The organism is Arthrobacter sp. S41 (assembly GCF_004320535.1).
In the GTDB taxonomy this organism is placed as follows: domain Bacteria; phylum Actinomycetota; class Actinomycetes; order Actinomycetales; family Micrococcaceae; genus Glutamicibacter.
On the sequence record NZ_SIHY01000004.1, the window covers coordinates 21541 to 43840 of the forward strand.

A 22300-nucleotide genomic window follows, 5' to 3' on the forward strand; every position below is an offset into this window, starting at 1 on the left:
ACCGCGAGTGCAGATCTGCGTACTTTTCGCACCAACAACAAAGTCGCCCAGAAAAGCTTTCTGGACGACCTCATTGCGATTACTTGCCGACGGCCTCAGCAAGAAGTTCAACCACGTGGCGGTACTCTTTGCCGGTGGCGCGGGACATTCCAAGTTCGCACGTGCGGTTGCACGACGCATGGGCTTGCGCATCCAGCTCGCGAACTTCGGCAGCTTCGCGTGCGGTGGCCGAGTCAGTCAGCTCGGGGTGCAACATGCCACGATCCCCCGCAAAGGCACAGCAACCCCAGTTCACTGGAGTGTTCACCTGCTGCGCCACGGTCTGTGCGATTTTCTGCAGATCAGGGTTCAGACCCATTTGGGTGGACGAGCAGGTCGGGTGCAACGTGATCGAGGAGATCTTCTGAATTTCAGGCAACTTGTCCAGCAGGTGCTTTGAGGTGAAAGCCAACAGGTCAACCACTTCATACCCCTGCTCTTCGAGGGTGTGGGCAAAGCCCTCGGTGCAGCTGGAAGCATCAGAAATGATCGGCAGATTTTTCCCCGGCAAGGCTGAACGAACTTCTTGAAGGACGCGCTCGGCCATCGCCTCGTGCCCCTCCGCGTAGCCCTTGGAAGTCCAAGGGGTACCGCAACAGGTGGATTCAATGCCTTGCGGGACATATACCGAAACGCCAGCGGCATGCAGCAACTTGGTGAAGGCCGAAGCCACACCTTCGCCTTCACCGGTCGGGCCAAACATCGAGTTCACACACGCAGGAAGGTAAATCGCCAGCGGCTCGGTGCCAGCAGCGCCTAAATTCCCAGCCAATAATTTACGTGCCTTGCCTCCCCCGGGAAGATCCGCATCATAGCGTGGCATAACATCGGTGCTCACGACCTTGCGGGCCACATCGGTGACGCCTCGTACCAGCGGTGCCGGGAGTTTATCGGCAACACTGAGCGCAAGGGACCCCGCACGAGTGGCCGGTCCCCAGCCCTTGGCGACGGCCTTAAAACCGGCAGCCAAAACCGGGTGAGTATCTTCGCGACGCAGACGCTTGACCAGCAGACCGGTATTGATACCGACCGGGCAGGCGGTCACGCACATGCCATCCACGGCGCAGGTCTGTACGCCGTTATATTCGTAATCGCGTTCCAGCTCCGCAGCCAGTTCAGTGTTGCCTTCGGCTTCAGCCTTGGCAATGGCGCGACGCACCACGATGCGCTGGCGCGGGGTGAGGGTCAGGTCCTTGGAAGGGCAAACAGGCTCGCAGTAACCACATTCCACGCAGTGGTCGGCCTCAACTTCGATGGTTTCGTTGAGCTTGATATTGCGAATGTGGGCCGCGTGGTCCTCGTCGATGATCACCCCTGGGTTCATCATCAGCCGCGGGTCACAGGCAGCCTTCAATTCAAGGTGCACCTCGTAGAGTTCGTCGCCGTACTGCGCGCGAACAAATGGGGCCATGGCGCGGCCGGTACCGTGCTCAGCCTTCAGGTTCCCGTCCTTGGCCAGGATCAGTTCAACCATTTTGTCGTTAAACGAGTTGTAGCGGTTTAGTGACGCATCACCCTCGAAGCGGTCGGTGAGCATAAAGTGGATGTTGCCGTCCTTGGCATGGCCGAAGATCACCGAATCTTCGTAACCGTACTCCGTGAACAGGCCTTGCAAGTTGTCGCAGGTTTCAGCCAGTGATTCAACCGGGACAACGACGTCTTCTAGTAGGGCGGTGGTCCCGGATGCGCGAGCGCCTGCCACCGAGGCGTAGAGGCCCTTGCGGAATTTCCAGGCAGCCTGCCGGCTCTTGGCATCGTCAGAGAGCAGTGCGGGGGCGCGTAGCGCCGCGGTGTCCAGCAGACGTTGGCCAGCGGTTTGCAACCCGGTAAGTTCTTCGGCGTTATCCGCGTGGTATTCGATCAGCAGCGCCGCCTGTTGATCCACCTCAAAGCCCATAATCGCCTCGGGCACACCGGGCAGTTCTTGACCCACACGCAGTGAAGTGGAGTCCATTAGTTCAAGGGTCGCCGCCCCGGATTCCAACAGTTCAGGCAGGGCACGGGTGGCCAAATCCAGGTTTTCGAACACGGCCAGGGTGGCGATGGCCAACTTACGGATCGGCACGGTACGGAACACCGCTTCGGCAACAAAGGCCAAGGTTCCTTCGGAGCCGATGATTAGGTGCGCCATCAGATCCGCCGGGGTGTCATAGTCCAAAAAGGCGTTGATGCCGTAGCCCATGGTGTTTTTTAGGGCAAAGTGCTTTTGGATTTTGGCCACCGAGGCCGGGTTGGTGCGCACACGCTTGACCAAGCGGTCCAAGGTGGCGACCAGTTCCGGTTCCGCGGCGGCTAGCTGACGGTCGGCATCCGGATCGGCGGTATTAATCATGGTGCCCGAGGGCAGCACAAAGGTCATCGATTCCAAGGTGCGGTAGGTGTTAAACTCGGTGCCGCAGGCCATGCCAGAAGAGTTATTGGCGATCACTCCGCCGATGGTGCAGGCCGCTTCGCTCGCCGGATCCGGACCGAGCTTGCTGCCGTACACCGCCAGACGCGCGTTAACTTGGCGGACGGTGGCGCCGGGCTGCACCCGCACGCGAGCACCGTCGTCGAGCACCTGAATGTCGCGGAAGTTGCGGCGCACGTCGATCATCAAACCATCACCGCTGGCCTGGCCAGCCAGCGAGGTGCCGCCCGAACGCAGGGTCACCGGTTGGTTATTAGCGGCCGAGGCGCGCAGCAGGGCTGCGACTTCAGCGGCATCTTTGGCAAGGATTACGGCCTGAGGGGTGTACAGGTAATGCGAGGCATCCGAGGCGTAGGCGACACGGTCGATGGATCGAGTTTTAACGCGCCCCGGATCGCCCACGAGGTCGAGAATACTGGATGGAACCCTAGGTTCACCGAGTGCCGGCGTGCTCAATGCCATGGTGCGCTCCTGTGTTGCGGGCAGGTGGTTACTGCCCAAGAAGAAAATTGTCTAACAAGTACACATGCCATGATAGTACGTTTCATGGGATACTTACATAGTTATTTTCTGCCGGCGCGAAAGGAAATCACGTGGCAGCCCGATTAGGAGTGGTTTCGGTGGTGCAGGCCGTCATCACCTCACTGCGCACCCGCATCTTCAGCGGCGAGCTGGCCCCCGGCACCCCCTTGGGCGAAGTCGATGTGGCCACCCATTATGAGGTGGCCCGTCCCACCGCCAAGGCCGCGCTGGAAAACCTCGTGGCCAGCGGCCTGCTCACCCGCAACGCCCACCAGAGCGCCCGGGTCACGCGCCTGACCTCGGCTGATGCCCGCGACATCTACAGCACCCGCGCCATCATCGAAGCCGAGGCTGTGCGCCTGCTGGCCAGCACCGGCCAGGTTCCGCAAGCCGCTCGTGCGGCCAACGAAGAAATCACTGCCCTGCGTGATGCCTCGCCGATCCAGATCGTGGACCCGGACGTTCGCTTCCATACCGCCTTGGTTCAGGCACTAAATTCGCCGCGCACCAGCGCCATTTACGGCCAACTCAGCGACGAGATCCGCTTGTGCATGACGCAGGTGCAAGATGCGACGTTGCTAAACACCACGGATATCGCCGACGAACATGCCCGCTTGCTACAAAAGATTGCCGACGGTGACCAGCAAGGTGCCGCAGAATTATTAGCTCAGCATTTAGAGAATGCGAGCGAACGACTAGCCGCGCACCTAGATAGCTTGTAGGCAACAGCGCGGCCGGAGAACCCTCCCACAACAAGCCGACTTTCACTGGACGCACGCATACCCCCGCCCGTATTCTTGAAATACCCCAGGGGGTATGTATAAGCTCGTACTACATCCGTCCCGAAAGGAATCACCATGTTGCTTGAACGCCTCTACGATGAGGACCTCGCGCAGGCCAGCTACTTTATTGGTTGCCAAGCTAAGGGTGAGGCCCTTGTGGTCGATGCCCGTCGCGACATCTCCGACTACCTGGCTCTGGCTTCCAAACACGGCATGCGCATCACCGCCGTTGCCGAAACCCACATCCACGCCGACTACCTCTCCGGCACCCGCGAACTGGCAGCTGCCACCGGCGCCACCAGTTACGTTTCCGGTGAAGGTGGAGAAGACTGGCAGTACGGTTTTGAAGCCCAGCGACTCTACGACGGGGATGAAATCGCCTTGGGCAACCTACGCATCGTCGCTCGCCACACCCCGGGCCACACTCCAGAACACCTGGCCTATCTGGTCACCGACGGCGCGTTCAGCAGCTCCCCGGGCTACTTGCTCTCCGGAGACTTCATTTTTGCCGGCGATCTGGGCCGACCTGACCTCCTAGACGAGGCCGCCGGAGGCGTAGACACTCGTTTTGAAGGCGCCCGCGATCTCTATGCGTCCCTAAAGAAGACTCTCGCCGAACTGCCCGACTACATCCAGATCCACCCGGGTCATGGGTCCGGTAGCGCCTGCGGCAAGGCACTTGGCGCGGTTCCATCTACTACGCTGGGCTACGAGCGCAAGTTCGCTTGGTGGAGCACCTACCTGGCCACTGATGATCAGGACGGTTTCATCGCCGAACTGCTCAACGGCCAGCCAGATGCCCACGCCTACTTTGCCCGTATGAAGCGGCAGAATCGTCAGGGACCAACTATCCTTGGTGAGCTTGAACAGCTCACAGAGCTCGATGCCGCACAGATCCTTGAGCAGATGGAAGCTGGCACGTCGGTATTTGTTGATACCCGCAGTCACACCCAGATCGCTGAAGGCACAGTTCCTGGCGCACTGTCGATCCCCGGCAAAGCAAAAACCGCGAGCTTCGGCGCATGGGCCTACGACCCTGAAGAGGATCGTCGTTCAATGGTGGTGCTGGCGGAATCTGTTGGGCACGCAGATGAAATCCGTGCACACCTGATGCGCGTAGGGATCGACGCCGTGAAGGGTTACGCACTCTCCCTTGATGGCCTCCCAAGCTACAAGCCGCAGTCAATCACACCTGCACAACTGACTGATTTCGACCATGACTTACTGCTAGATGTGCGCAACAAGACCGAATTTGCCGCCGGGCATATCCCTGGCGCCACACAGATTTCCGGTGGTCGAGTGCTGTGGCAGCAGGACCAGTTGCCAACGGATGGCACCATCGTGACCTACTGCCAGAGCGGCATGCGCAATGCAGTGGCTGCCAGCGCCCTACGTGATGCCGGATTCAACGTGATTGAGCTCGAAGGTAGTTACCTCGGCTGGTCCAAGCTAGACAACTAATCATCGACAGTACCGAAAGCTGAACTGAATTTTATGACTTCCCCTAAGACTGTGCTGGACGCTGAAGCACTCAAGTGTCTGGTAGCTACCCCGGATAGCGAGCTCGCGCTGATCGATGTACGCACGGCTGGTGAATTTGAGACCGTCCACATCCCCGGTTCCTACAACGTACCGCTGGATGAGTTCCAAGCGAACGCTGCCGAGGTGCTGAACAAAATTCCTGGCCGCCCGATACTGATCTGCCACAGTGGTAGCCGGGCCACTAAGGCGCAACACGTTCTGCAGGAACTGAATATCACCGGTAGCACCGTTCTCAGTGGTGGTATCACCGCCTACGAATCTGCAGGTGGCACTATAGTGCGCGGTACACAGCGCTGGGCCTTGGACCGCCAGATGCGCATGACCGCCGGTTCTTTGGTATTAGTTGGATTGCTCGGCGCAAAGTTCATCTCCCCGAAGTTCGCTTACCTTTCGGCGGGGATCGGCGGTGGGCTTGCATACTCGGCTGTACGCGATAGCTGCCCGATGATCAACGTCCTGTGCATGGCACCCTGGAACAAGGTAAAGAAGTAGACCATGGAAATTGGACCTCTGCTGATCATGATCTTGGCCCTAGCGGGCGTTGTCGGGCTAGCCCTGGGAATGTTCGGTGGCGGGGGTTCAATCCTGATGGTTCCGCTACTGAGCTATGTAGCCGCGATGCCCACCAAAGAAGCAATTGCCACCTCTCTACTTGTGGTGGGAGCAACCTCGGCGGTCAGCCTGTTGCCACATGCGCTCAAAGGTCATGTGCGCTGGGTACAAGGTCTGATTTTTGCAGCCACCAGCATGGTTGGCGCCTACGGAGCCGGGTTATTGGCCCAAGGAATTCCTGCTCAGCTCCTCATGATCGGCTTTGCAGTGATCATGGTAGGTAGCGCCCGCGGGATGATCCGTGGACGGAAGGAGCGTGCCAACGCCAGCCTTCCTTTGAGGTTCTTCGTCCCTGTGGGTCTGGGCATTGGAATGGTGACCGGACTGGTGGGCGCTGGCGGTGGTTTTCTGATCGTTCCGGCGTTGGCCTTATTAGCTGGCCTGTCCATGCAGCACGCCGTGGGAACTTCCTTGTTGGTGATCACCCTGAATTCAGTTGCCGCCATGTCAGGGCAGCTTAATGCCCTCTCAATTAATTGGACGCTAGCATTGGGCTTGGCGGCAGCAGCAATCGTTGGATCTTTGATCGGGATGAAAATCTCTCAAAAAATCAACGACAGCGCGTTGCGTCGCGGATTTGGTTATTTTGTTTTAGCCATGGGGGTATTTGTACTCAGCCAAGAGCTTCCAGCTCCAGGCGGGCTGATACTCAGTTGGACAGCGGTGACTGGCGGTGCACTTCTTATCTTGTGCCGCATGCTTCCAACGCTCGACATCCGATGCCCGCTTGTGGCCAAAGGCGGCGGCCTATGAAGCCGATAGAACTCACCGCCTACAATTTTGCGACATTCATTGAGAACAATGAGCTGGTGCTTGTGGATTTCTGGGCACCTTGGTGCTCTCCTTGTCGCAGCTTTGCACCGATCTTTGACCTGGCCAGCGTGCGACACCCGAAAATCGCGTTTGCGAAGGTTAATACCGAAACTCAAAGTGAACTGGCACGAGCAGCCAAAGTTGCTTCGATCCCGACACTTAGGGCCTTCAAAAATGGGATACTTGTACATTCAAAACCCGGCGCGTTAAACACTGGCGACTTGGAACAGCTGATCGAACAGTTCAAGACGCTTACACCGAACGATCACCAGTCCGATGGCCGGCCAGCTAACAAGGAGACAACGATGCGTACCGCTGACGAAGCAACCCGCAAGCGAATTCTTAACCGACTCAAGCGCGCCCGTGGCCAGCTTGATGCAGTCATCAATGCGGTGGAAACCGACGGATCATGTCGTGAAGTTGTCACGCAGCTCTCGGCAGTGTCTACCGCCTTGGATCGTGCAGGCTTCGCCATCGTCTCCACTGCAATGCAGTACTGCATTGCAGATCCAGAAAAAGCTTCCAAAGAAGAAGATGGACTGAGCGTCGAAGAACTCGAAAAGCTATTCCTCTCCCTGTCCTAACCACACCACTAAACACCAAGGAAAATTATGTGCCGTCAAGTTCAATGCAAGATTTGCCAGAAGACCACCTGGGCTGGCTGCGGCCAACACGTTGATTCAGTAATGCGCAACGTTTCGGCCAAGGACCGCTGCCAAGGTCACGAAGCCGAACCTAAAAAGGGTTTCTTCAAGCGGTTATTCGGCTAGGCCGATTCAACCTCGAAGCCAACCAGCCAGTGAAGACCAAAACGGTCGCGGACCTGGCCATCTGTAGCACCCCAGGGTTTGAGTGACAGTGGGTCGATGACCTCACCGTCAACACACAGTTGCTCAAACCACTGGCGCATAATTTCTGGCTTAGCGCTCCCCAGCAGGGAAAGCATTAGGCCTTGAGTCTTCACCGCACTCTGCCCTGCCGCAACATCTGCGCCGCCTAGGTTCACCACCCCACGCAGCTCGGCGTGCGCGATCGCCTCAGGCGTACCTTCGTCGCGATTGAACTGCTCATGGGTAAAGAGCCGAAGCTCTCCACCAAAAATCTCCGCATAAAAGTTCATCGCTTCGCGTGCATTGCGCTCGAAGAGCACGTAAATCATTGGGGAAGACATGTTTCCCTAACTGGTTGGAAATTCGATGAGCTGACTGCGGATCAAAAAACGTTTGCCTTCTGGGGCTTCAACAGAGAAGCCGGAGCCACGACCCGTGACCACATCAACGGTCAGTTTGGTGTGCTTCCAGTATTCAAACTGCTCTTTGGACATCCAGAATTCGATCTCTCCCAAGGCTTGCCCGTTGGCATCATCGAGGGGAAGTAATCCGAGCAAAATATCCGAGTCACCGGTGCGGAATTCCCCGGCCGGGTAGCACATGGGCGAGGAACCATCGCAGCACCCGCCGGACTGATGGAACATCAGCGGACCATGGATGCCCCAGAGTTTGCGCAACAGGTCTAGGGCCTCGGACGCGAAGGCTACTCGGGAGAAGCCTTCCCCGGCGATGGTTGCCTTGGTTTCAGTTACGGATCTCATGGTTCACTCCTGCGTGAAGTTGTTGTTGCCAGTGTCCTCCATTTCATCCATGCAGTCCACGGTGTTGCTGAAGTAAAAACCTCGGGCTTGCCCGCCACAATGTTGCGGCGGGCAAGCCCGAGGTTACACGTAAATTATTTTGTTCCGGTGTAGTCGATGACCACGCGTCCATCGATCTTTGCATGACGCATTTCGTCGAAGACCGCGTTAATATCTTCCAGCGGACGAGTGTGGAACGTCGGCTTGATCTTGCCTGCAGCGTAGAAGTCCAGTGCCTCAATCATGTCTTGGCGTGTACCAACGATCGAGCCGCGGATGGTCAGCCCCTTGAGCACAATGTCGAAGATGGGAGCTGGGAAGTCACCAGCGGGCAAGCCGTTGAACACGATGGTTCCACCACGACGAGTGATGCCGATCGCCTGGCCAAAGGCTTTAGGGTGGACCGCGGTGACCAGCACACCGTGGGTGCCTCCGACCTTCTCCTGAATAACTTCAGCTGGATCCTGCGCGAAGGCGTTGACGGTAATTTCCGCACCGTGCTTGGAGGCCAGCGCGAGCTTGTCATCGGCCACGTCAATGGCGATCACACGCATCCCCATGGCCACAGCATATTGCACCGCAATGTGCCCCAGACCACCGATGCCGGAGATCGCAACCCATTGACCTGGCTTAACCTCGGTCATTTTCAGCCCCTTGTACACCGTCACCCCAGCACACAGCACCGGCGCGATCTCATGCGGATCAGATCCTTCAGGGATGTGGGCAGCGTAGCGTGCATCCACGAGCATATACTGCCCGAAGGAACCATCCATGGAGTACCCACCATTGGACTGCTCTTCACACAATGTTTCCCAGCCGGTGCGGCAATACTGGCAGTGCCCGCAAGCACTGGCTAGCCACGCGTTGCCGATCAGATCACCCACGGCAACTTCGGTGACACCTTCGCCGAGCTTTTCGACGGTACCTACCCCTTCATGCCCGGGGATCAGCGGAAGTTTGGGCTTGACCGGCCAATCCCCCTCGGCAGCGTGAAGGTCGGTGTGGCAGACGCCGGAGGCGATCAGTTTGACCAGCACCTGCCCGGGGCCGGGCTGGGGAATGGTAGCATCTTCGACTTCTAGTTCGTCGCCGAAACCTTTGACTACTGCAGCTTTCATCGTGCTCATGTACTTTGTCCTTTGCAAGAAAAACGACAGTGCTGGGCAGAAACCACCGTTGGGAAAATAAAACCAATCGCGTCCCTGACGTTTCTTAAGTCGACCCGCACCTTTGGGTTTTTGTGAATACCTTTCGGTTTAGAAGAAGCCGAGTTTATCTTCCGAGTAGGAGACCAGCAGGTTCTTGGTCTGCTGGTAGTGATCAAGCATCATCAGGTGATTCTCACGTCCGATGCCCGAAGACTTGTAACCGCCGAAGGCCGAGTGGGCCGGGTAGGCGTGATACTGGTTGACCCAAACACGGCCGGCTTGAATAGCGCGGCCGGCACGGTAGGCGACGTTGCCGTTACGGCTCCAAACACCGGAACCCAAGCCGTAGAGGGTGTCGTTGGCGATGTTAATGGCATCGTCGTAGTCCTTAAACTTGGTCACCGCGACCACCGGCCCGAAGATCTCCTCCTGGAAGATGCGCATGTCATTGGTGCCTTCAAAGATGGTCGGCTGCACGTAGAAGCCACCGGAGAGCTCCCCACCCAGGTCTGCGCGGCCACCGCCGAGCAGTACCTTGGCACCTTCGGCCTTACCAATGTCCATGTAGGACAGGATCTTTTCCAGCTGGTCATTGGAGGCTTGGGCACCCATCATCACGTCGGTATCCAGCGGGTTGCCCTGCTTGATGGCCTTTGTCCGGGCTACCACATCGCCCATAAAGCGGTCGTAGATGCTTTCCTGAATCAGCGCACGTGATGGGCAGGTGCAGACTTCACCCTGGTTCAGGGCAAAGAGGGTGAAGCCCTCTTGGGCCTTGTCGTAGAACGCGTCGTCCTTGGCGGCGATGTCCTCAAAGAAGATGTTTGGGGACTTGCCGCCCAGCTCAAGGGTGACCGGGATCAGGTTCTCGGAGGCGTACTGCATGATCAGTCTGCCCGTGGTGGTTTCACCGGTGAACGCGATCTTGCGGATGCGCTTATTGCTGGCCAGCGGCTTGCCGGCTTCCACACCAAAACCGTTAACGATGTTCAGCACACCTGCTGGCAGTAGGTCACCGATCAGTTCCATCATCACCAAAATGGAGACCGGGGTCTGCTCGGCTGGCTTGAGCACAATCGCATTGCCGGCAGCGAGGGCTGGGGCCAGTTTCCACACGGCCATCAGGATGGGGAAGTTCCAAGGGATGATCTGCCCAACCACGCCTAGCGGTTCATGATAGTGATAGGCGGTGGTGTCATCATCAAGCTGGGACAAGCTGCCTTCTTGAGCGCGAATGGCTCCGGCGAAGTAGCGGAAGTGGTCTACAGCCAGCGGCAGGTCGGCATTCAGGCATTCGCGGATAGCCTTGCCGTTATCCCAGGTTTCGGCCACGGCCAGCATCTCAAGGTTCCCTTCGATGCGGTCGGCAATCTTGTTCAGGATGACCGCACGTTCGGCTGGGCTGGTTTTGCCCCAGGCCGGAGCTGCGGCATGTGCTGCATCCAGTGCCACTTCGATGTCTTCGGCGGTGGAACGGGCAACTTCGCAGAAGACCTTGCCGGTGACCGGGGTGACATTTTCGAAGTACATGCCCTTAACTGGGGCGACCCACTGCCCACCAATGTAGTTTTCGTAGCGCTCTTTAAAATTGACCAGCGCGCCGTCGGTGTTCGGGTTTGCATAAACACTCATGGTGACTCCTTTGTCAGTGACTGATGCCGCGAGTTTCCCCGCAGTGCCTTGAGTGTGACTCTAGTCACAGAAACGTTGCAGGTAGGTTGCAACGCACCGACAGTTTTAGACTTCGAGTTCTTGGATCTCGGCAACGATCAGCGAACGGGCCGGAGAGGTGGCCGGAAGTTCACGCAGGGCCGAGCGCAAAAGGTTTGAATCGGTGAGCTGGCGGCCGAGGTTCAGTAGCTGTTGCGCGGTACCGCGGTCCATCACCAATTCACGCAGCGCGGCCTCAGCACGGTAGCGCAGTACCAAAATGCCGGGAGCTTGCGAGCGCTCAAGCATGCCCGGCGAGTAGAGCTGCAGCGCGGATTCGATATCGCCACTTTCTAGCGCTCGACGCAGTCGTCCGAGGGTAGTTTGCAGTTCCCACTGCAAACGGTACGGGCGAGAATTCAAGGAACGCCCCGGGAATCCAGCCAAGACTTTGCGCAGTCGCACCATTTCCGCACGGACGGTGCCTTCGGCTGCGGAATCCGGCCTTTCAAACAGCTCGTCAACCAGCTGTGCGCTGGAGAGCCCATCACGATGTTGAGCCAAAAGAGTCAAGATCTCGGCATGCCTCAAAGAAATTGGGTGCGATCCAAGGTGAGCACCATCGGGTTGACCCAAATCAAGGTAATCCGGGTCAGCCACCACACCTGCGCCAGGAAGTAGCAGCTGAGTTTCTGCAGCCATCACGGAGGCCTGCAATAGCGGCATAGAGTGCATGGCGATCGCATCCGGCCCACCGGTCAGATCAATCGCGCCTATCACCTGTCCGGTGCGCGGGTTGCGAATGGGAACCGCCGAACAGCTGTATTGCTGCGCTTGCTCGTAAAGATGCTCCGCACCGGAAACTTGAGATCCTTCCCCGGTGGCCAACGCCATGCCAGGCGCGGAGGTGCCGACCGACTTTTCGGCCCAGTCGGCACCGGCCATAAAACCTACGTGCTCGGCTTGGCTCATGGAGCTGTTACTACCCGCCACCCACAACAACGTTCCTCCGGCATCCGCCAGCGCGACCAAAAGATTGGCGTCGGTCGCGGCAGGAACAAGGAGCTTTTCAAAAACAGGCCAGATCCGCTGAAGTTCACTGCGTTCACGGGCAAGGCGCAGCCGGTCGTCGCTCAAAACCGGTGGGCCTTGGAGCGAACCCGTTTGGGCCAGTGACCGTTTCCAGGATTCGCGAACATCTGTGCGCAATGGAAGCTCACCTAGAGCCGCTTCTTGTGTGGAGAGTAGCTCGCGGGCTTTTTGTGCGCGGCGAGTTGCGTTGGACCAGTCGATAGCAGACGTGCCCATACTCCCCCTTCACCCCATTAAAAAGTTGGTTCTTTGCAGTTCCAACCAGACTAGGTCAATAGCGGAAGCTTGAGAAGAGATATCAAGCCCCGCCAGAGCATTCGGTTCGACAAGTCACCTACATTGAGCCCAATTTATAGTCGACAAGTACACTATCTTTCTTTTATTTTTACCCATTTCTTTACTCTGCCCTCTGCGCGAGAGTAATATACAACCAAATGGTTGTATATGAGTTGAGCGAAGAACAGACGAACAAGGTCTTCCGCGCCTTGGCAGACGCCACACGAAGAGATATCGTACGGCGGACCCTTCACGTCGAGGTCAGCGTTTCTGAACTTGCCGCAAGCTACGACATGTCGTTTGCGGCCGTTCAGAAACACGTCGCCGCATTGGAAGCCGCTGGTCTGGTCATCAAAATCGCACGTGGTCGCGAACGCATAGTTCGCGGACAGCCGGACACCATCCGGCACGCACAAGAACTACTTTCTTCCCTCGAAGGCATCTGGCGTCAGCGCATCAGCAGGCTCGATGATTTGCTCGCCGATGGGGACAAATAAGGAGCATTCCCATGCCCGTCACATCCGTTGTCAAAGATCCGGAAACACTCTCGCTGACCGTCCATGCAGAATTTCCGGTCAAGGTATCCCGCCTTTGGGATGCCTACCTTGATGCCCGGCAGCTTGAAAAGTTCTGGGGTCCGGTTGAATGCCCGGCAACTTTCACCCGACATGATGCCATTGTTGGCGGTCGTTCGAATTACCACATGACCACGCCCGAGGGAGAAGAATTTCACGGTTATTGGATCTGGAACGAAATCGTCGAGCACAAGTTCTTCGAAGTTAGTGACGGCTTTGCGCATGCAGACGGGACTCCGAATACCGATTTGCCACTCAGCCGCATGGTCTTCACTTTCGACCCGACACCCGAAGGATCAAAACTGAGCATTACCGCGGTTTTTGACTCCGTCGAGGAACTAGAACAGGTGGTGGCCATGGGCATGATCGATGGCACCCGTTCGGCGATGAGCCAGATCGAACAGGTCCTCATCGACCTGCGTGACTACGCCGAAAATTTCAGTACCGATGCACAGATTCTCTCTGATACCCAGGTACGCATCACCCGCCTGATTCGCGGGTCAGTCGCGCAAGTTTGGCGGGCTCACCATGACGAGCAGCTCATAAAGCGCTGGATGCTCGGCCCCGACGGATGGCAGATGACTGAATGTGCAACGGCGCAGGAAACAGGCGAGACCTACCGATACTGGTGGGAGCCGATTTCTGCTGATGCGGGTTCCGGGTTCGGGTTCACCGGCGCCGTGCTGGAATCCTTGCCGCAGTCCTATGAACAGACCACCGAGCAGATGATCGACACGGACTACCCAGCCACGGTGAACGAGCTGACACTGACACCAAATGACGGCGGAACCCTGCTCACCGCGCTCATTACCTATCCCGACGCGCAAACCCGCGACATGGTGCTCGCCACCGGAATGACAGAGGGAATGGAAGCCAGCTACGCCCGGCTCGAATCAATTCTCTAGATGGCGATTCGCCCCACATCCTGTCTTCGCTCGCGCGCAAATATGAAAGACTTAGCTTCATGAGTTCTCACAACGCGCGCGCGGGCCTGGATAAGAAGGCCGATCAGGTTCAGGACATGTTCGACAAGCTGGCTCCACGCTACGACTTGCTCAATACCTTGATGACCGGTGGCATTGTGAACTACTGGCGCAAGATCACCACCGAGGCTATTGCCCCAAAGCCCGGCGAGCGCATCCTCGACCTAGCAGCTGGCACCGGCACCTCTTCGGTCCCGTTGGCAGCAGCGGGCGCCAATGTCACCGCCTGCGACATGTCCAACGGCATGCTCGAAGAAGGACGCAAGCGTTACCCACAGCTGGACTTCGTCTACGGCGACGCACACGAACTTCCATTTGAAGATGACACCTTTGATGCGGTGACCATCTCCTACGGTCTGCGCAATATCGACGACACCGAGAAGGCACTCTCGGAGCTGCGTCGCGTGACCAAGCCAGGCGGACGCATCGTCGTCGCTGAGTTCTCCACCCCAACGGTTACCCCAATCAAGGTGGCCTACCAGCAATTTTTGCCACGCGTGATCCCTGCGCTGGGCTACATTGTTTCGCCTAACCCAACCGCTTACGCGTACCTGGCAGAGTCCATCGCGGCTTGGCCAAACCAGGAGGATCTGGGCGCCAAGTTCATCAACGTTGACTGGAAGAATGTGGAATACCGCAATCTGACCGGCGGCATCGTCGCGGTACACCGCGCCTGGAAGTAACCCTTCACAGTCTTACTTTTCGGCTCGCATCCTTTGCTGGATGCGGGCCGAAAGTTCGTTAACGACGAGACAACAATCTGCTGTTACACTCGTTTTCATGGATACCTACTAAGCTAGCCAATGATCTTGCGCCCCTCATATTCGGGGCGACCCGTTCATTTTGGCTACCGGCTACGGTGTCCCTTTCTTTCTAGCTCCCTATAGGTTGAGCCAGTTCTTGATTCCGCCAGTCGGCAGCCTCTTCACCATCTGTGGGAGGAATATATGTCTTTGACTCCACCAATAACCCTGCACAATCTCAGCTTCCAATGGCCTACCGGCGAGCGCGCTTTAACTAACTTGGAAGGAACCTTCCCGGCCGGACGAGTCGGACTCACCGGCAGAAATGGCAGCGGAAAATCGACACTGCTTAAGCTCATGGCCGGGCTGCTGAAGCCTACCAGCGGATCAATTGAAGCTAACGCCCAGATCGGCTACCTGCCACAAACGATCACCTCGGAAAAGAACGCAACTGTGGCGCAGCTACTTCGCGTTGACAAGTCGCTTGTTGCGCTGCGAGCCATTGAGGCTGGCAGTGTCGATCCGGCCGACTTTGATGCGGTGGGCGATAACTGGGATGTAGAAGCGCGTATTGAAGCTGAGTTGGACCGACTTGGCCTTGGGCACCTGAGTTTGGAACGTGAGGTAGGTTCACTCTCCGGTGGCGAAGCCATGTTGCTGGCCGTGCTGGGCCTACAGCTTGCCGGAAACGAGACCACTCTGCTTGATGAACCAACCAATAATCTTGATGCGCCCACCCGTGAGCTGCTCTATGATCTGGTGCGTTCTTGGAAAGGATCGTTGATTGTGGTCAGCCACGATCTGGCGTTGTTAGAGCTAATTGAGCACACCGTGGAACTGTACGCCGGGGAACTGCGCGTATTTGGCGGGCCCTACAGCGTTTACCTTCAGCAGCTGGATACTGAACAGCTCGCCGCACAGCAAGCGGCAAAAACTGCTCAAAATCACCTGAAGGTGGAAAAGCGTCAGCGCGTGCAGGCTGAGACCAAGCTGGCGCGCGCCAAACGCAAAGGCCGTGCCGAACAACTCGGCGGCGGATTACCGAAGATTCTGGCCAATAGCCTGCGTCAGAAGTCCGAAGCGAATGCTGGAAAGATGCGCTCAAATCTGGAGGGAAAGGTCGAGAGCGCTCAGGGAAAGGTTGATGACGCGGATCAAAAAGTGAGAGAGGTTGAACATATTAACCTTGAACTGCCTGATCCACAGTTGCCCGCAGGTAAGCAGGTAGCTACGGTGCTTTCTGGTCTAACTCAGCACATCATTCAGGGTCCTGAACGAGTCGGGCTGATCGGGCCTAACGGGTCAGGCAAAAGCACCTTGTTGCGGCAATTAGTTTCAGGCACAAAGCCCGAAGAGCAACTGAGCGGGACGCTGCACCTAGAGCGCGTCGGCTATCTACCGCAGCGGCTGGTGGGTCTTGATGACCAGCTCAGCGCCATGGACAACGTGGCTGCCGTAGCGCCGTCGGCAAATAGCGGGCAGATTCGCAATATGCTCGCCCGATTGCTGTTGCGTGGTGCCAGCGCAGATCGGGCACTGGGCACACTTTCAGGCGGTGAGCGCTTCCGCGTTTATCTAGCCACGCTCTTACTGGCTGAGCCCACTGCGCAAATGCTCATACTCGACGAGCCGACAAATAATCTGGATATCGACAGTGTGCGACAGCTAGCCGAAGCTTTGCAGACCTACCGTGGAGCGTTGTTGGTAGTCAGCCACGATCAGCAGTTCCTGGCACAGCTGAAGCTGGACTATTTTCTTGAACTCTCGGCACAAGGAAACCTGAGCAAGTCCTACCCCGACCCGGTTTGATCCCCAACTGGCGGTGTGCTTCCGGTTTAGACTTGAGCAAAGCACACCGCCGCGGATCTCGAAAGCAAGTGGAACATGTCATATCCCCAGCGCACCGTTGAAGTAGTAAACACCGGACTGGTCATCGACCAGTCCGCCACCTTGCTCTGGACTGATATCAAACGTGCGTTCATTTACGAAACCGGATCAGGGCAAGAAGCCCTTACCTGTGCAGAATTCATGCTGGTTGAAGGCTACAGCGTAGAAATCAACAGCCAAATGCCTGGCTGGGATCTCGCTTTGGAGCACTTACCTCAACGTATTAATAACCTCGTCGACGAACGCTAGAGACTTCTAGGAGTACTGTCATGGCAACCATTGTTTTGTTCCACCACGTCCAAGGACTAACCCCCGGCGTCCAAGCGATGGCGGGCGAACTGCGTGCGGCCGGGCACACGGTTCATACTCTGGATCTGTTTGCAGGAAAACTCCCCAAGGACCTTGAGTCCGGAATTCGTCTGGCCAATAAGCTCAGCGAAGACAAGATCCAAGAACGCGTGGACAAGCTCTTCAGCAAGCTACCCGAAGAGCTGGTGTACATCGGCACTTCGTGGGGTGCAGCCTTGGCCCAACAGTGCGCACAACAGCGCCCGGGAACCGTCGCAGCTGTGTTGCTTGAGTCCTTCGTAGACCTGGACGCCGACTGGAGCTTCGGGCCATGGCCGGAAAATGTTCCAGTACAGATCCACGGTATGGATGAAGATCCATTCTTCGCCATGGAAGGCGACTTGGAATCGGCACAAAACTTCGCCGAAGGTGAAGGTAAAGACGTGGCGCAGTTGTTCACCTACCCGGGAAACCAACATCTGTTTACCGACAGCTCCTTGCCTTCGCATGATCCTGCGGCCAGGGCGCTGGTCATGGAACGGATCATCAAGTTCTTGGAGCCTTACGTCTAGGACTTGTCCTCAACCAACGATTCATAGAAGCTGTCTTCTTCAGCTCCATGATTTTCTGAGAATACTCGGCATTTCTCTGTCGTCACTCGAATATTTGGAAGGTCCGCGTCCAGATATCGGTTGCTGAAGGCAGGGCATCGCCGAATGGGTGCATGCCCACCATCTTTTATTTGTTGCCGTAGCGGATTTGGCCACGGCTATTACGCCTTGGTCGATCATCAAAAACGCTCTGAACCTTGCAATGCGGTTCGCCGGTAAGTTCCCGGAGGACTGCCCAACTCCCGCTTAAAAGCAAGGGCGAAGGCAGCTTCCGAACCATAACCAACTTCTTCAGCGATAGTGGCAATGGTTTCATCTGTAGAGGTCAGACGGTGGGCTCCAATCTCAACGCGCCAACGTGTGAGATATTCAAGCGGACCGACCCCTACAACCGCTTTAAATCTGGCCGCCAAGGTGGATCGGGAAACATGCGCTTTATCAGCAAGAAGCTGAACAGTCCAACGCGCTGACGGGTTGCTGTGTATGGAACGCAATGCGTCGGACGCAACTGGATCAGAGAGCCCATTGAGCCAGCCAGTGCCTTGCGGATCCTGAGCCAGATAATGACGAATGATATCGATCAACAGGACAACTGCTAGGTGTGCGCCTACAACACCGGCGCCAATACGCTGGTCAGATGATTCGTGACCAATCCTCCCCAATAAGTACTGTGACATCGCAGCACCCGGAGCGTGCGCCGGTAAATGAATGACCGGCGGAAGCGAATCCAGCAACAGCTCATGCGCGTTGCGGTCAAACCTGAAGCTCCCGCCGATTAGCACTGCGCTCACCGGTTGCTCGCTGGCACCAACCTCTGCGCTACGACCGGCCGTGGCCCGGAATAGCGAGGAAGCTTGCTGTTCGGGAACCTGACCGGAAGTGGAGAGGACAAATTCTTGCGGTCGGGTAAGCAGGAAAGAATCACCTGTATTTAAGGTCAGCGGCTGAGCCAAACCTTCGGTATCCAGTGTGCAGGAACCTTCTAAAACCGAATTGAACTTGGCTCCGCCCGGAGCCGGAAATCGCACCGCCCATGCCCCACGGCCGGTGAAGGTCGAAGTACGCTCACCACGGGCCTTGAGTAATGCGAGGACGTCCTCAAGTGGATCGATCAAATCTGGATGATTTATAGGTTTTTCTGGACTCATAACGATAGATAGTCTATCTCTCGCGGGCCTATTGTGGAAGAAGTTCACAAAAGTAGCACAAATGACCAATCTAATCACCACCGAGTTCCCCCTCGCGCAACGGCAGATCACATTCTGGACGGGGTCGCACTTAATGGCAAACGCATGATTGTCACTGGCGGAGCCTCCGGCATCGGAGCACAAACGGTGCGCGCCCTTGCCAAGGCTGGTGCCGAAGTTACCGCTGCCGTCCGCAATCCAGCCGCACTGCAACCAATCATTCAAGAGGCAAAAGACAAAAACTGGCCCGGGACGATTAACGCGGCCCGGCTTGACCTTGCAGATCTTGGCTAGGTACGCGAATTTACTGATTCCTGGGACGGACCTCTGCACTCATTGGTAGCCAACGCCGGAATCATGGCCATCCCTGAGTTGCGACGCGCGCCCGGCGGCTGGGAGCTACAACTAGCTACCAACTATCTAGGCCACTTCACATTGACCACTTGGTTAGATGACGCACTGCGTGCCGCAGGCGATGCGCGAGTAACCATCGTCAGCTCAGGTGCACATCGGAACAACCCCTTAAACTATCAAGATCCCCAATTCGAGCAGACACCTTACGATCCATGGGTTGCCTACGGCCAATCCAAAACGGCAGGCGTACTGCTGGCAGTTGGCATCGCGAACCGCTGGGCGAAGGACGGTATCGTCGCAAACGCGCTCATGCCTGGCTGGATCAATACCAATCTGCAGCGGCACATCGACTTGGAAACATTGCAAAAAATGGGCGGGGCAGACGCTGAAGGCAACCGCATCGATCAGCCGCATTACAAAACAATGGAACAAGGGGCGGCAACGAATGTTCTGTTTGCGGCGTCACCGATCCTAGCGGGCGTCACCGGACGTTACTTCGAAGACAATCAGGAAGCAGCCATCGCGACAAGTGACACTGGTGCCGGCGTAGCTGCGCACGCACTTGACCCTGAGCACGCCGAGAAACTTTGGGAGTACGCCCAAAGCGTCCTCTAAGCAAAAAATGGGCCGAAAATCGAAGATCCCCTTCACCGAATCGGTGAAGGGGATCTTCTGGTTGTGCGCCCTGCGGGGATCGAACCCGCGACCAATGGATTAAAAGTCCAGTGCTCTACCAGCTGAGCTAAAGGCGCACGGCACAAGGCCAAAAACCATACTACCTGATGTAACCGCGTGAGTATTAATCGGCCGTATTAGCGCGTCGGACAACCGCATATTTGGCTAAATCCCGCACCTTGTGCGCTGCAACACCAGTTAACGAACCCTCAAGGTTCGGGGAGTATTCTTGAGCCCATGAAAGGTGCACGCGCAGGATCAAAAGTAGCTCAGGATGCCGGATACCGTCATCACAAACCACGCCCCTTCTCCCCCGAAGAATTCGAGCCCTACGAAGGTGGTGCCGACCCGGCGCGCGTTTCAGAAGCCGCTCATCTTTCAGCCCAAGCATTTGTCCGCCGTGGCATCGCCAACAATGACCCAGAGGTTTCTAACCGGCTGATTGCGGTGGCCGAAAATGAGGGTCTTGAGGTGCTCGCAGAACTGTGGAGTGAGGCACCAGCTCATTCACTGCCCGGCGCACTATGGCGTCTGTACGCAGTTCGCGCGGCAACCATGAGTAAACCAGAAGTGCATTCGGCGCGTTTCCAAGCAGGAGCGCATAGGGCCCAAGTTGAACGGATTGTCGCCGGCGTTGCCGAACCTCCTACCGCGGAAGAGCTGAAGAACATGACCGGCTCGATTCTATCCGGCGCATTTGACGGAGATTTCGCCCACGCCTTGGAGCGTACCGCGGCCTATTGCCGAGTCCTTGTGCTGGGAATGACAGAACACGCTGATGCCGCTGACCTGTCCAATAGTGATCGCGGCAGCAAGCTGACACAGCAGGCTCGTGCGCTGAGCAGGACCGCAGCCGATCTGGAAATCTGCGCCCGACTGTGGCGCCAAGACGCATTGGATTAAAAAGCCAGTACAGAGTTCTAGGATGGATGAGGAACTAGTCCCGTAATTTTAGGCAGGTACGTGTGGTCGCTGGATCAAAAGCGAACTCTTCGGGGATCATGCGTTGGCTGGTGATACTGATTGCCACCGGACTGCTGTCCCAGGCAGCTTTAAACCTCATTCGCCCGGTGACCACCTATAAACTCATCTCCTTTGGCTCTGGCTCATTTACCGTTGGTGCGGTGACGGCCGCTTACGCAATTCTGCCGCTATTCACGGCAATGCTTTTGGGCCGGGTTAGCTCTCGAATCCGACGCATCCGGTTACTCATGGTGGCCGGTGTGGCACTGATTGCCGTGGGCGGTGTGGGCATTAACCTGTCGCCTAATGCGCTCAGCGTGGCCCTGTCCAGCGCAGTGTTGGGCTTGGGGCATTTGATGTTCACCATCGGTGGGCAGTCATCCATCGCCCGCTTTTTCCCGGACAGTGATTTGGATAAAGGCTTCGGCTGGTTCACTGCTGCGTACGCGGCCGGGCAATTTTTGGGCCCGCTAGTTGGCGGCCTGCTGCTGGGCACCGGCACGGATGCCCACTCGGCGCAGCGAATAGCCGACATTAGCCAGTCATTGTGGATCGGCGCGGGATGCGCGCTACTTGCGGTGCCGTTCTTGCTTCCCAATTGGCAGCCTCGAACCTCCAAGTCGGTCACCTCTGCGCGCCCGGAACGCTCCACAGCGTCCATCGGTTCGATCCTGAAAATCAAGGGCATGATCTCGCATATGTTTGCGTCGTTGACCTTGCTGTCTATGTTGGACATTTTGACTGCCTTCCTACCGCTGGTTGCGGAGAAACATGACGTCACACCGGCAGCAGTTGGTGTGCTTTTGGCCATTCGTGGTTGCGCTTCAGTGGTGTCACGATTGTTCATTCCGAAACTCTCCGCGCACTTTGACCGACGCCAAATGTTGGTCGCCAGCCTGTACATTTCCGGCGTTTCCATCGCGTTGGCTCCGACGTTCATCGACGTGCTCTGGGTTTCTGGGTTGGCGCTGCTCATTGGAGGCTTCTTCCTAGGTCTGGGTCAGCCGATGACCATGACCATGATTTCTACCTTGGTGCCCACGGTGGATCGTGGGTCTGCACTGGCCGTGCGGCTTATGGGAAACCGGCTCGGACAAGTAGCTTTACCGGTTATTTCAAGTTCAGTGGCCGCTGGTCTCGGTCCGGCAGGCGCCATCTGGTTCTGTTGCGCGCTGTTATGCCTGAGCGGTGCGGAAAAGAATCTGCGTCGTTAGCGTGAGAAATTACACGCACAGGTTATTACGGTTGACATCAGGGGCGTAAGGCGAGAAAACTAGGTAACGGTGTCGGGCCGCTGGTAACCCCGGGCTCCAAAATTCTGCCGCTTCGAGCGGCCTTCCGCCGAGAGGCGTTCCCGGTCCGACACCTTCAATCCCCCGGCGTTAACTTCCACGTCGTAAACTGTTCTGCGTTGGTACCAAAAGCTGTCGATTTGAATGGTGCGCCCAAAAAGTGAAGTTCCAGGTCTTTCCCTCCTCCTCGCGTGGCATTGAGTTGCTTTGTGCTCTGACCACCACC

At 57.0% G+C, this 22300-nt stretch carries 20 protein-coding genes, 1 tRNA gene and 1 pseudogene; 14 read left to right on the forward strand and 8 right to left on the reverse strand.

Translation table 11 applies throughout. The features are described 5' to 3' along the window. Positions 1 to 79 precede the first annotated feature (79 nt). On the reverse strand, positions 80 to 2911 hold the full coding sequence (locus EYR88_RS15695) for an FAD-binding and (Fe-S)-binding domain-containing protein (protein WP_131090712.1): 2832 nt from the start codon (positions 2909 to 2911) through the stop codon (positions 80 to 82). Positions 2912 to 3042: 131 nt separating this feature from the next. Between EYR88_RS15695 and EYR88_RS15700 the strand changes: the two genes are divergently transcribed. The 5 genes from EYR88_RS15700 (at position 3043) to EYR88_RS16320 (ending at position 7304) form a co-directional block, all read left to right on the forward strand. Next, positions 3043 to 3693 (forward strand): GntR family transcriptional regulator, encoded by a 651-nt coding sequence (locus EYR88_RS15700; protein ID WP_131090713.1) that lies wholly within the window; start codon positions 3043 to 3045, stop codon positions 3691 to 3693. A gap of 135 nt (positions 3694 to 3828) precedes the next feature. Beyond that, positions 3829 to 5214: an MBL fold metallo-hydrolase gene (locus EYR88_RS15705; protein WP_131090714.1), complete on the forward strand. Its 1386-nt coding sequence runs from the start codon at positions 3829 to 3831 to the stop codon at positions 5212 to 5214. 33 nt (positions 5215 to 5247) lie between these two features. Further along, positions 5248 to 5787 carry a rhodanese-like domain-containing protein gene (locus tag EYR88_RS15710; protein WP_131090715.1) on the forward strand — a complete coding sequence of 180 codons (540 nt, stop codon included), beginning with the start codon at positions 5248 to 5250 and terminating at the stop codon, positions 5785 to 5787. A gap of 3 nt (positions 5788 to 5790) precedes the next feature. Continuing rightward, positions 5791 to 6660: a sulfite exporter TauE/SafE family protein gene (locus EYR88_RS15715; protein WP_131090716.1), complete on the forward strand. Its 870-nt coding sequence runs from the start codon at positions 5791 to 5793 to the stop codon at positions 6658 to 6660. After that, entirely contained in the window at positions 6657 to 7304 is a 648-nt protein-coding gene (locus tag EYR88_RS16320) for a metal-sensing transcriptional repressor (protein WP_242632630.1), read from the forward strand. The genes EYR88_RS15715 and EYR88_RS16320 overlap by 4 nt, the downstream gene beginning before the upstream one ends. A gap of 182 nt (positions 7305 to 7486) precedes the next feature. On the opposite strand, the gene EYR88_RS15730 is transcribed toward EYR88_RS16320, so the two are convergent. The 5 genes from EYR88_RS15730 to EYR88_RS15750 all read right to left on the reverse strand — a co-directional run bounded on the left by EYR88_RS15730 (position 7487) and on the right by EYR88_RS15750 (position 12456). Then, positions 7487 to 7891, reverse strand: a complete 405-nt coding sequence (locus EYR88_RS15730; RefSeq protein ID WP_131090717.1) for a VOC family protein — start codon at positions 7889 to 7891, stop codon at positions 7487 to 7489. A 6-nt stretch (positions 7892 to 7897) separates the two neighbouring features. Beyond that, positions 7898 to 8311, reverse strand: coding sequence for a DUF779 domain-containing protein (locus EYR88_RS15735; RefSeq protein WP_131090718.1), 414 nt, complete (start codon positions 8309 to 8311; stop codon positions 7898 to 7900). 134 nt (positions 8312 to 8445) lie between these two features. Continuing rightward, positions 8446 to 9477 (reverse strand): alcohol dehydrogenase AdhP, encoded by a 1032-nt coding sequence (gene adhP / locus EYR88_RS15740; RefSeq protein ID WP_131090719.1) that lies wholly within the window; start codon positions 9475 to 9477, stop codon positions 8446 to 8448. A gap of 129 nt (positions 9478 to 9606) precedes the next feature. Then, positions 9607 to 11130: an aldehyde dehydrogenase gene (gene adh, locus EYR88_RS15745; RefSeq protein WP_131090720.1), complete on the reverse strand. Its 1524-nt coding sequence runs from the start codon at positions 11128 to 11130 to the stop codon at positions 9607 to 9609. Between the two features lie 105 nt (positions 11131 to 11235). Continuing rightward, positions 11236 to 12456, reverse strand: a complete 1221-nt coding sequence (locus tag EYR88_RS15750; protein ID WP_131090721.1) for a transcriptional regulator — start codon at positions 12454 to 12456, stop codon at positions 11236 to 11238. A 218-nt stretch (positions 12457 to 12674) separates the two neighbouring features. On the opposite strand from EYR88_RS15750, the gene EYR88_RS15755 reads away from it, so the two are divergent. From EYR88_RS15755 to EYR88_RS15780, 6 genes are all read left to right on the forward strand, one after another. Next, positions 12675 to 13013: a helix-turn-helix domain-containing protein gene (locus EYR88_RS15755; RefSeq protein ID WP_131090722.1), complete on the forward strand. Its 339-nt coding sequence runs from the start codon at positions 12675 to 12677 to the stop codon at positions 13011 to 13013. An 11-nt stretch (positions 13014 to 13024) separates the two neighbouring features. Next, a complete protein-coding gene (locus EYR88_RS15760) occupies positions 13025 to 13996 on the forward strand; it encodes an SRPBCC family protein (RefSeq protein WP_131090723.1) in 972 nt (323 codons plus the stop codon). A 59-nt stretch (positions 13997 to 14055) separates the two neighbouring features. After that, positions 14056 to 14757 carry a class I SAM-dependent methyltransferase gene (locus EYR88_RS15765; protein WP_131090724.1) on the forward strand — a complete coding sequence of 234 codons (702 nt, stop codon included), beginning with the start codon at positions 14056 to 14058 and terminating at the stop codon, positions 14755 to 14757. 264 nt (positions 14758 to 15021) lie between these two features. Beyond that, positions 15022 to 16626, forward strand: coding sequence for an ABC-F family ATP-binding cassette domain-containing protein (locus EYR88_RS15770; RefSeq protein ID WP_131090725.1), 1605 nt, complete (start codon positions 15022 to 15024; stop codon positions 16624 to 16626). Positions 16627 to 16701: 75 nt separating this feature from the next. Further along, positions 16702 to 16953 (forward strand): hypothetical protein, encoded by a 252-nt coding sequence (locus tag EYR88_RS15775; RefSeq protein WP_131090726.1) that lies wholly within the window; start codon positions 16702 to 16704, stop codon positions 16951 to 16953. A 20-nt stretch (positions 16954 to 16973) separates the two neighbouring features. After that, positions 16974 to 17564: a dienelactone hydrolase family protein gene (locus EYR88_RS15780; RefSeq protein ID WP_131090727.1), complete on the forward strand. Its 591-nt coding sequence runs from the start codon at positions 16974 to 16976 to the stop codon at positions 17562 to 17564. 218 nt (positions 17565 to 17782) lie between these two features. On the opposite strand, the gene EYR88_RS15785 is transcribed toward EYR88_RS15780, so the two are convergent. Further along, positions 17783 to 18751, reverse strand: a complete 969-nt coding sequence (locus EYR88_RS15785; protein ID WP_131090728.1) for an AraC family transcriptional regulator — start codon at positions 18749 to 18751, stop codon at positions 17783 to 17785. A gap of 144 nt (positions 18752 to 18895) precedes the next feature. On the opposite strand from EYR88_RS15785, the pseudogene EYR88_RS15790 reads away from it, so the two are divergent. Continuing rightward, positions 18896 to 19759 (forward strand): annotated as a pseudogene (locus tag EYR88_RS15790) (SDR family NAD(P)-dependent oxidoreductase). A gap of 64 nt (positions 19760 to 19823) precedes the next feature. Here EYR88_RS15790 and EYR88_RS15795 read toward each other — a convergent pair. Further along, positions 19824 to 19896: transfer RNA gene (locus EYR88_RS15795), tRNA-Lys, on the reverse strand. 160 nt (positions 19897 to 20056) lie between these two features. On the opposite strand from EYR88_RS15795, the gene EYR88_RS15800 reads away from it, so the two are divergent. Next, positions 20057 to 20722, forward strand: a complete 666-nt coding sequence (locus EYR88_RS15800; RefSeq protein WP_131090729.1) for a hypothetical protein — start codon at positions 20057 to 20059, stop codon at positions 20720 to 20722. 62 nt (positions 20723 to 20784) lie between these two features. After that, entirely contained in the window at positions 20785 to 21996 is a 1212-nt protein-coding gene (locus EYR88_RS15805) for an MFS transporter (protein WP_242632631.1), read from the forward strand. The last annotated feature ends 304 nt before the right edge of the window (positions 21997 to 22300 follow it).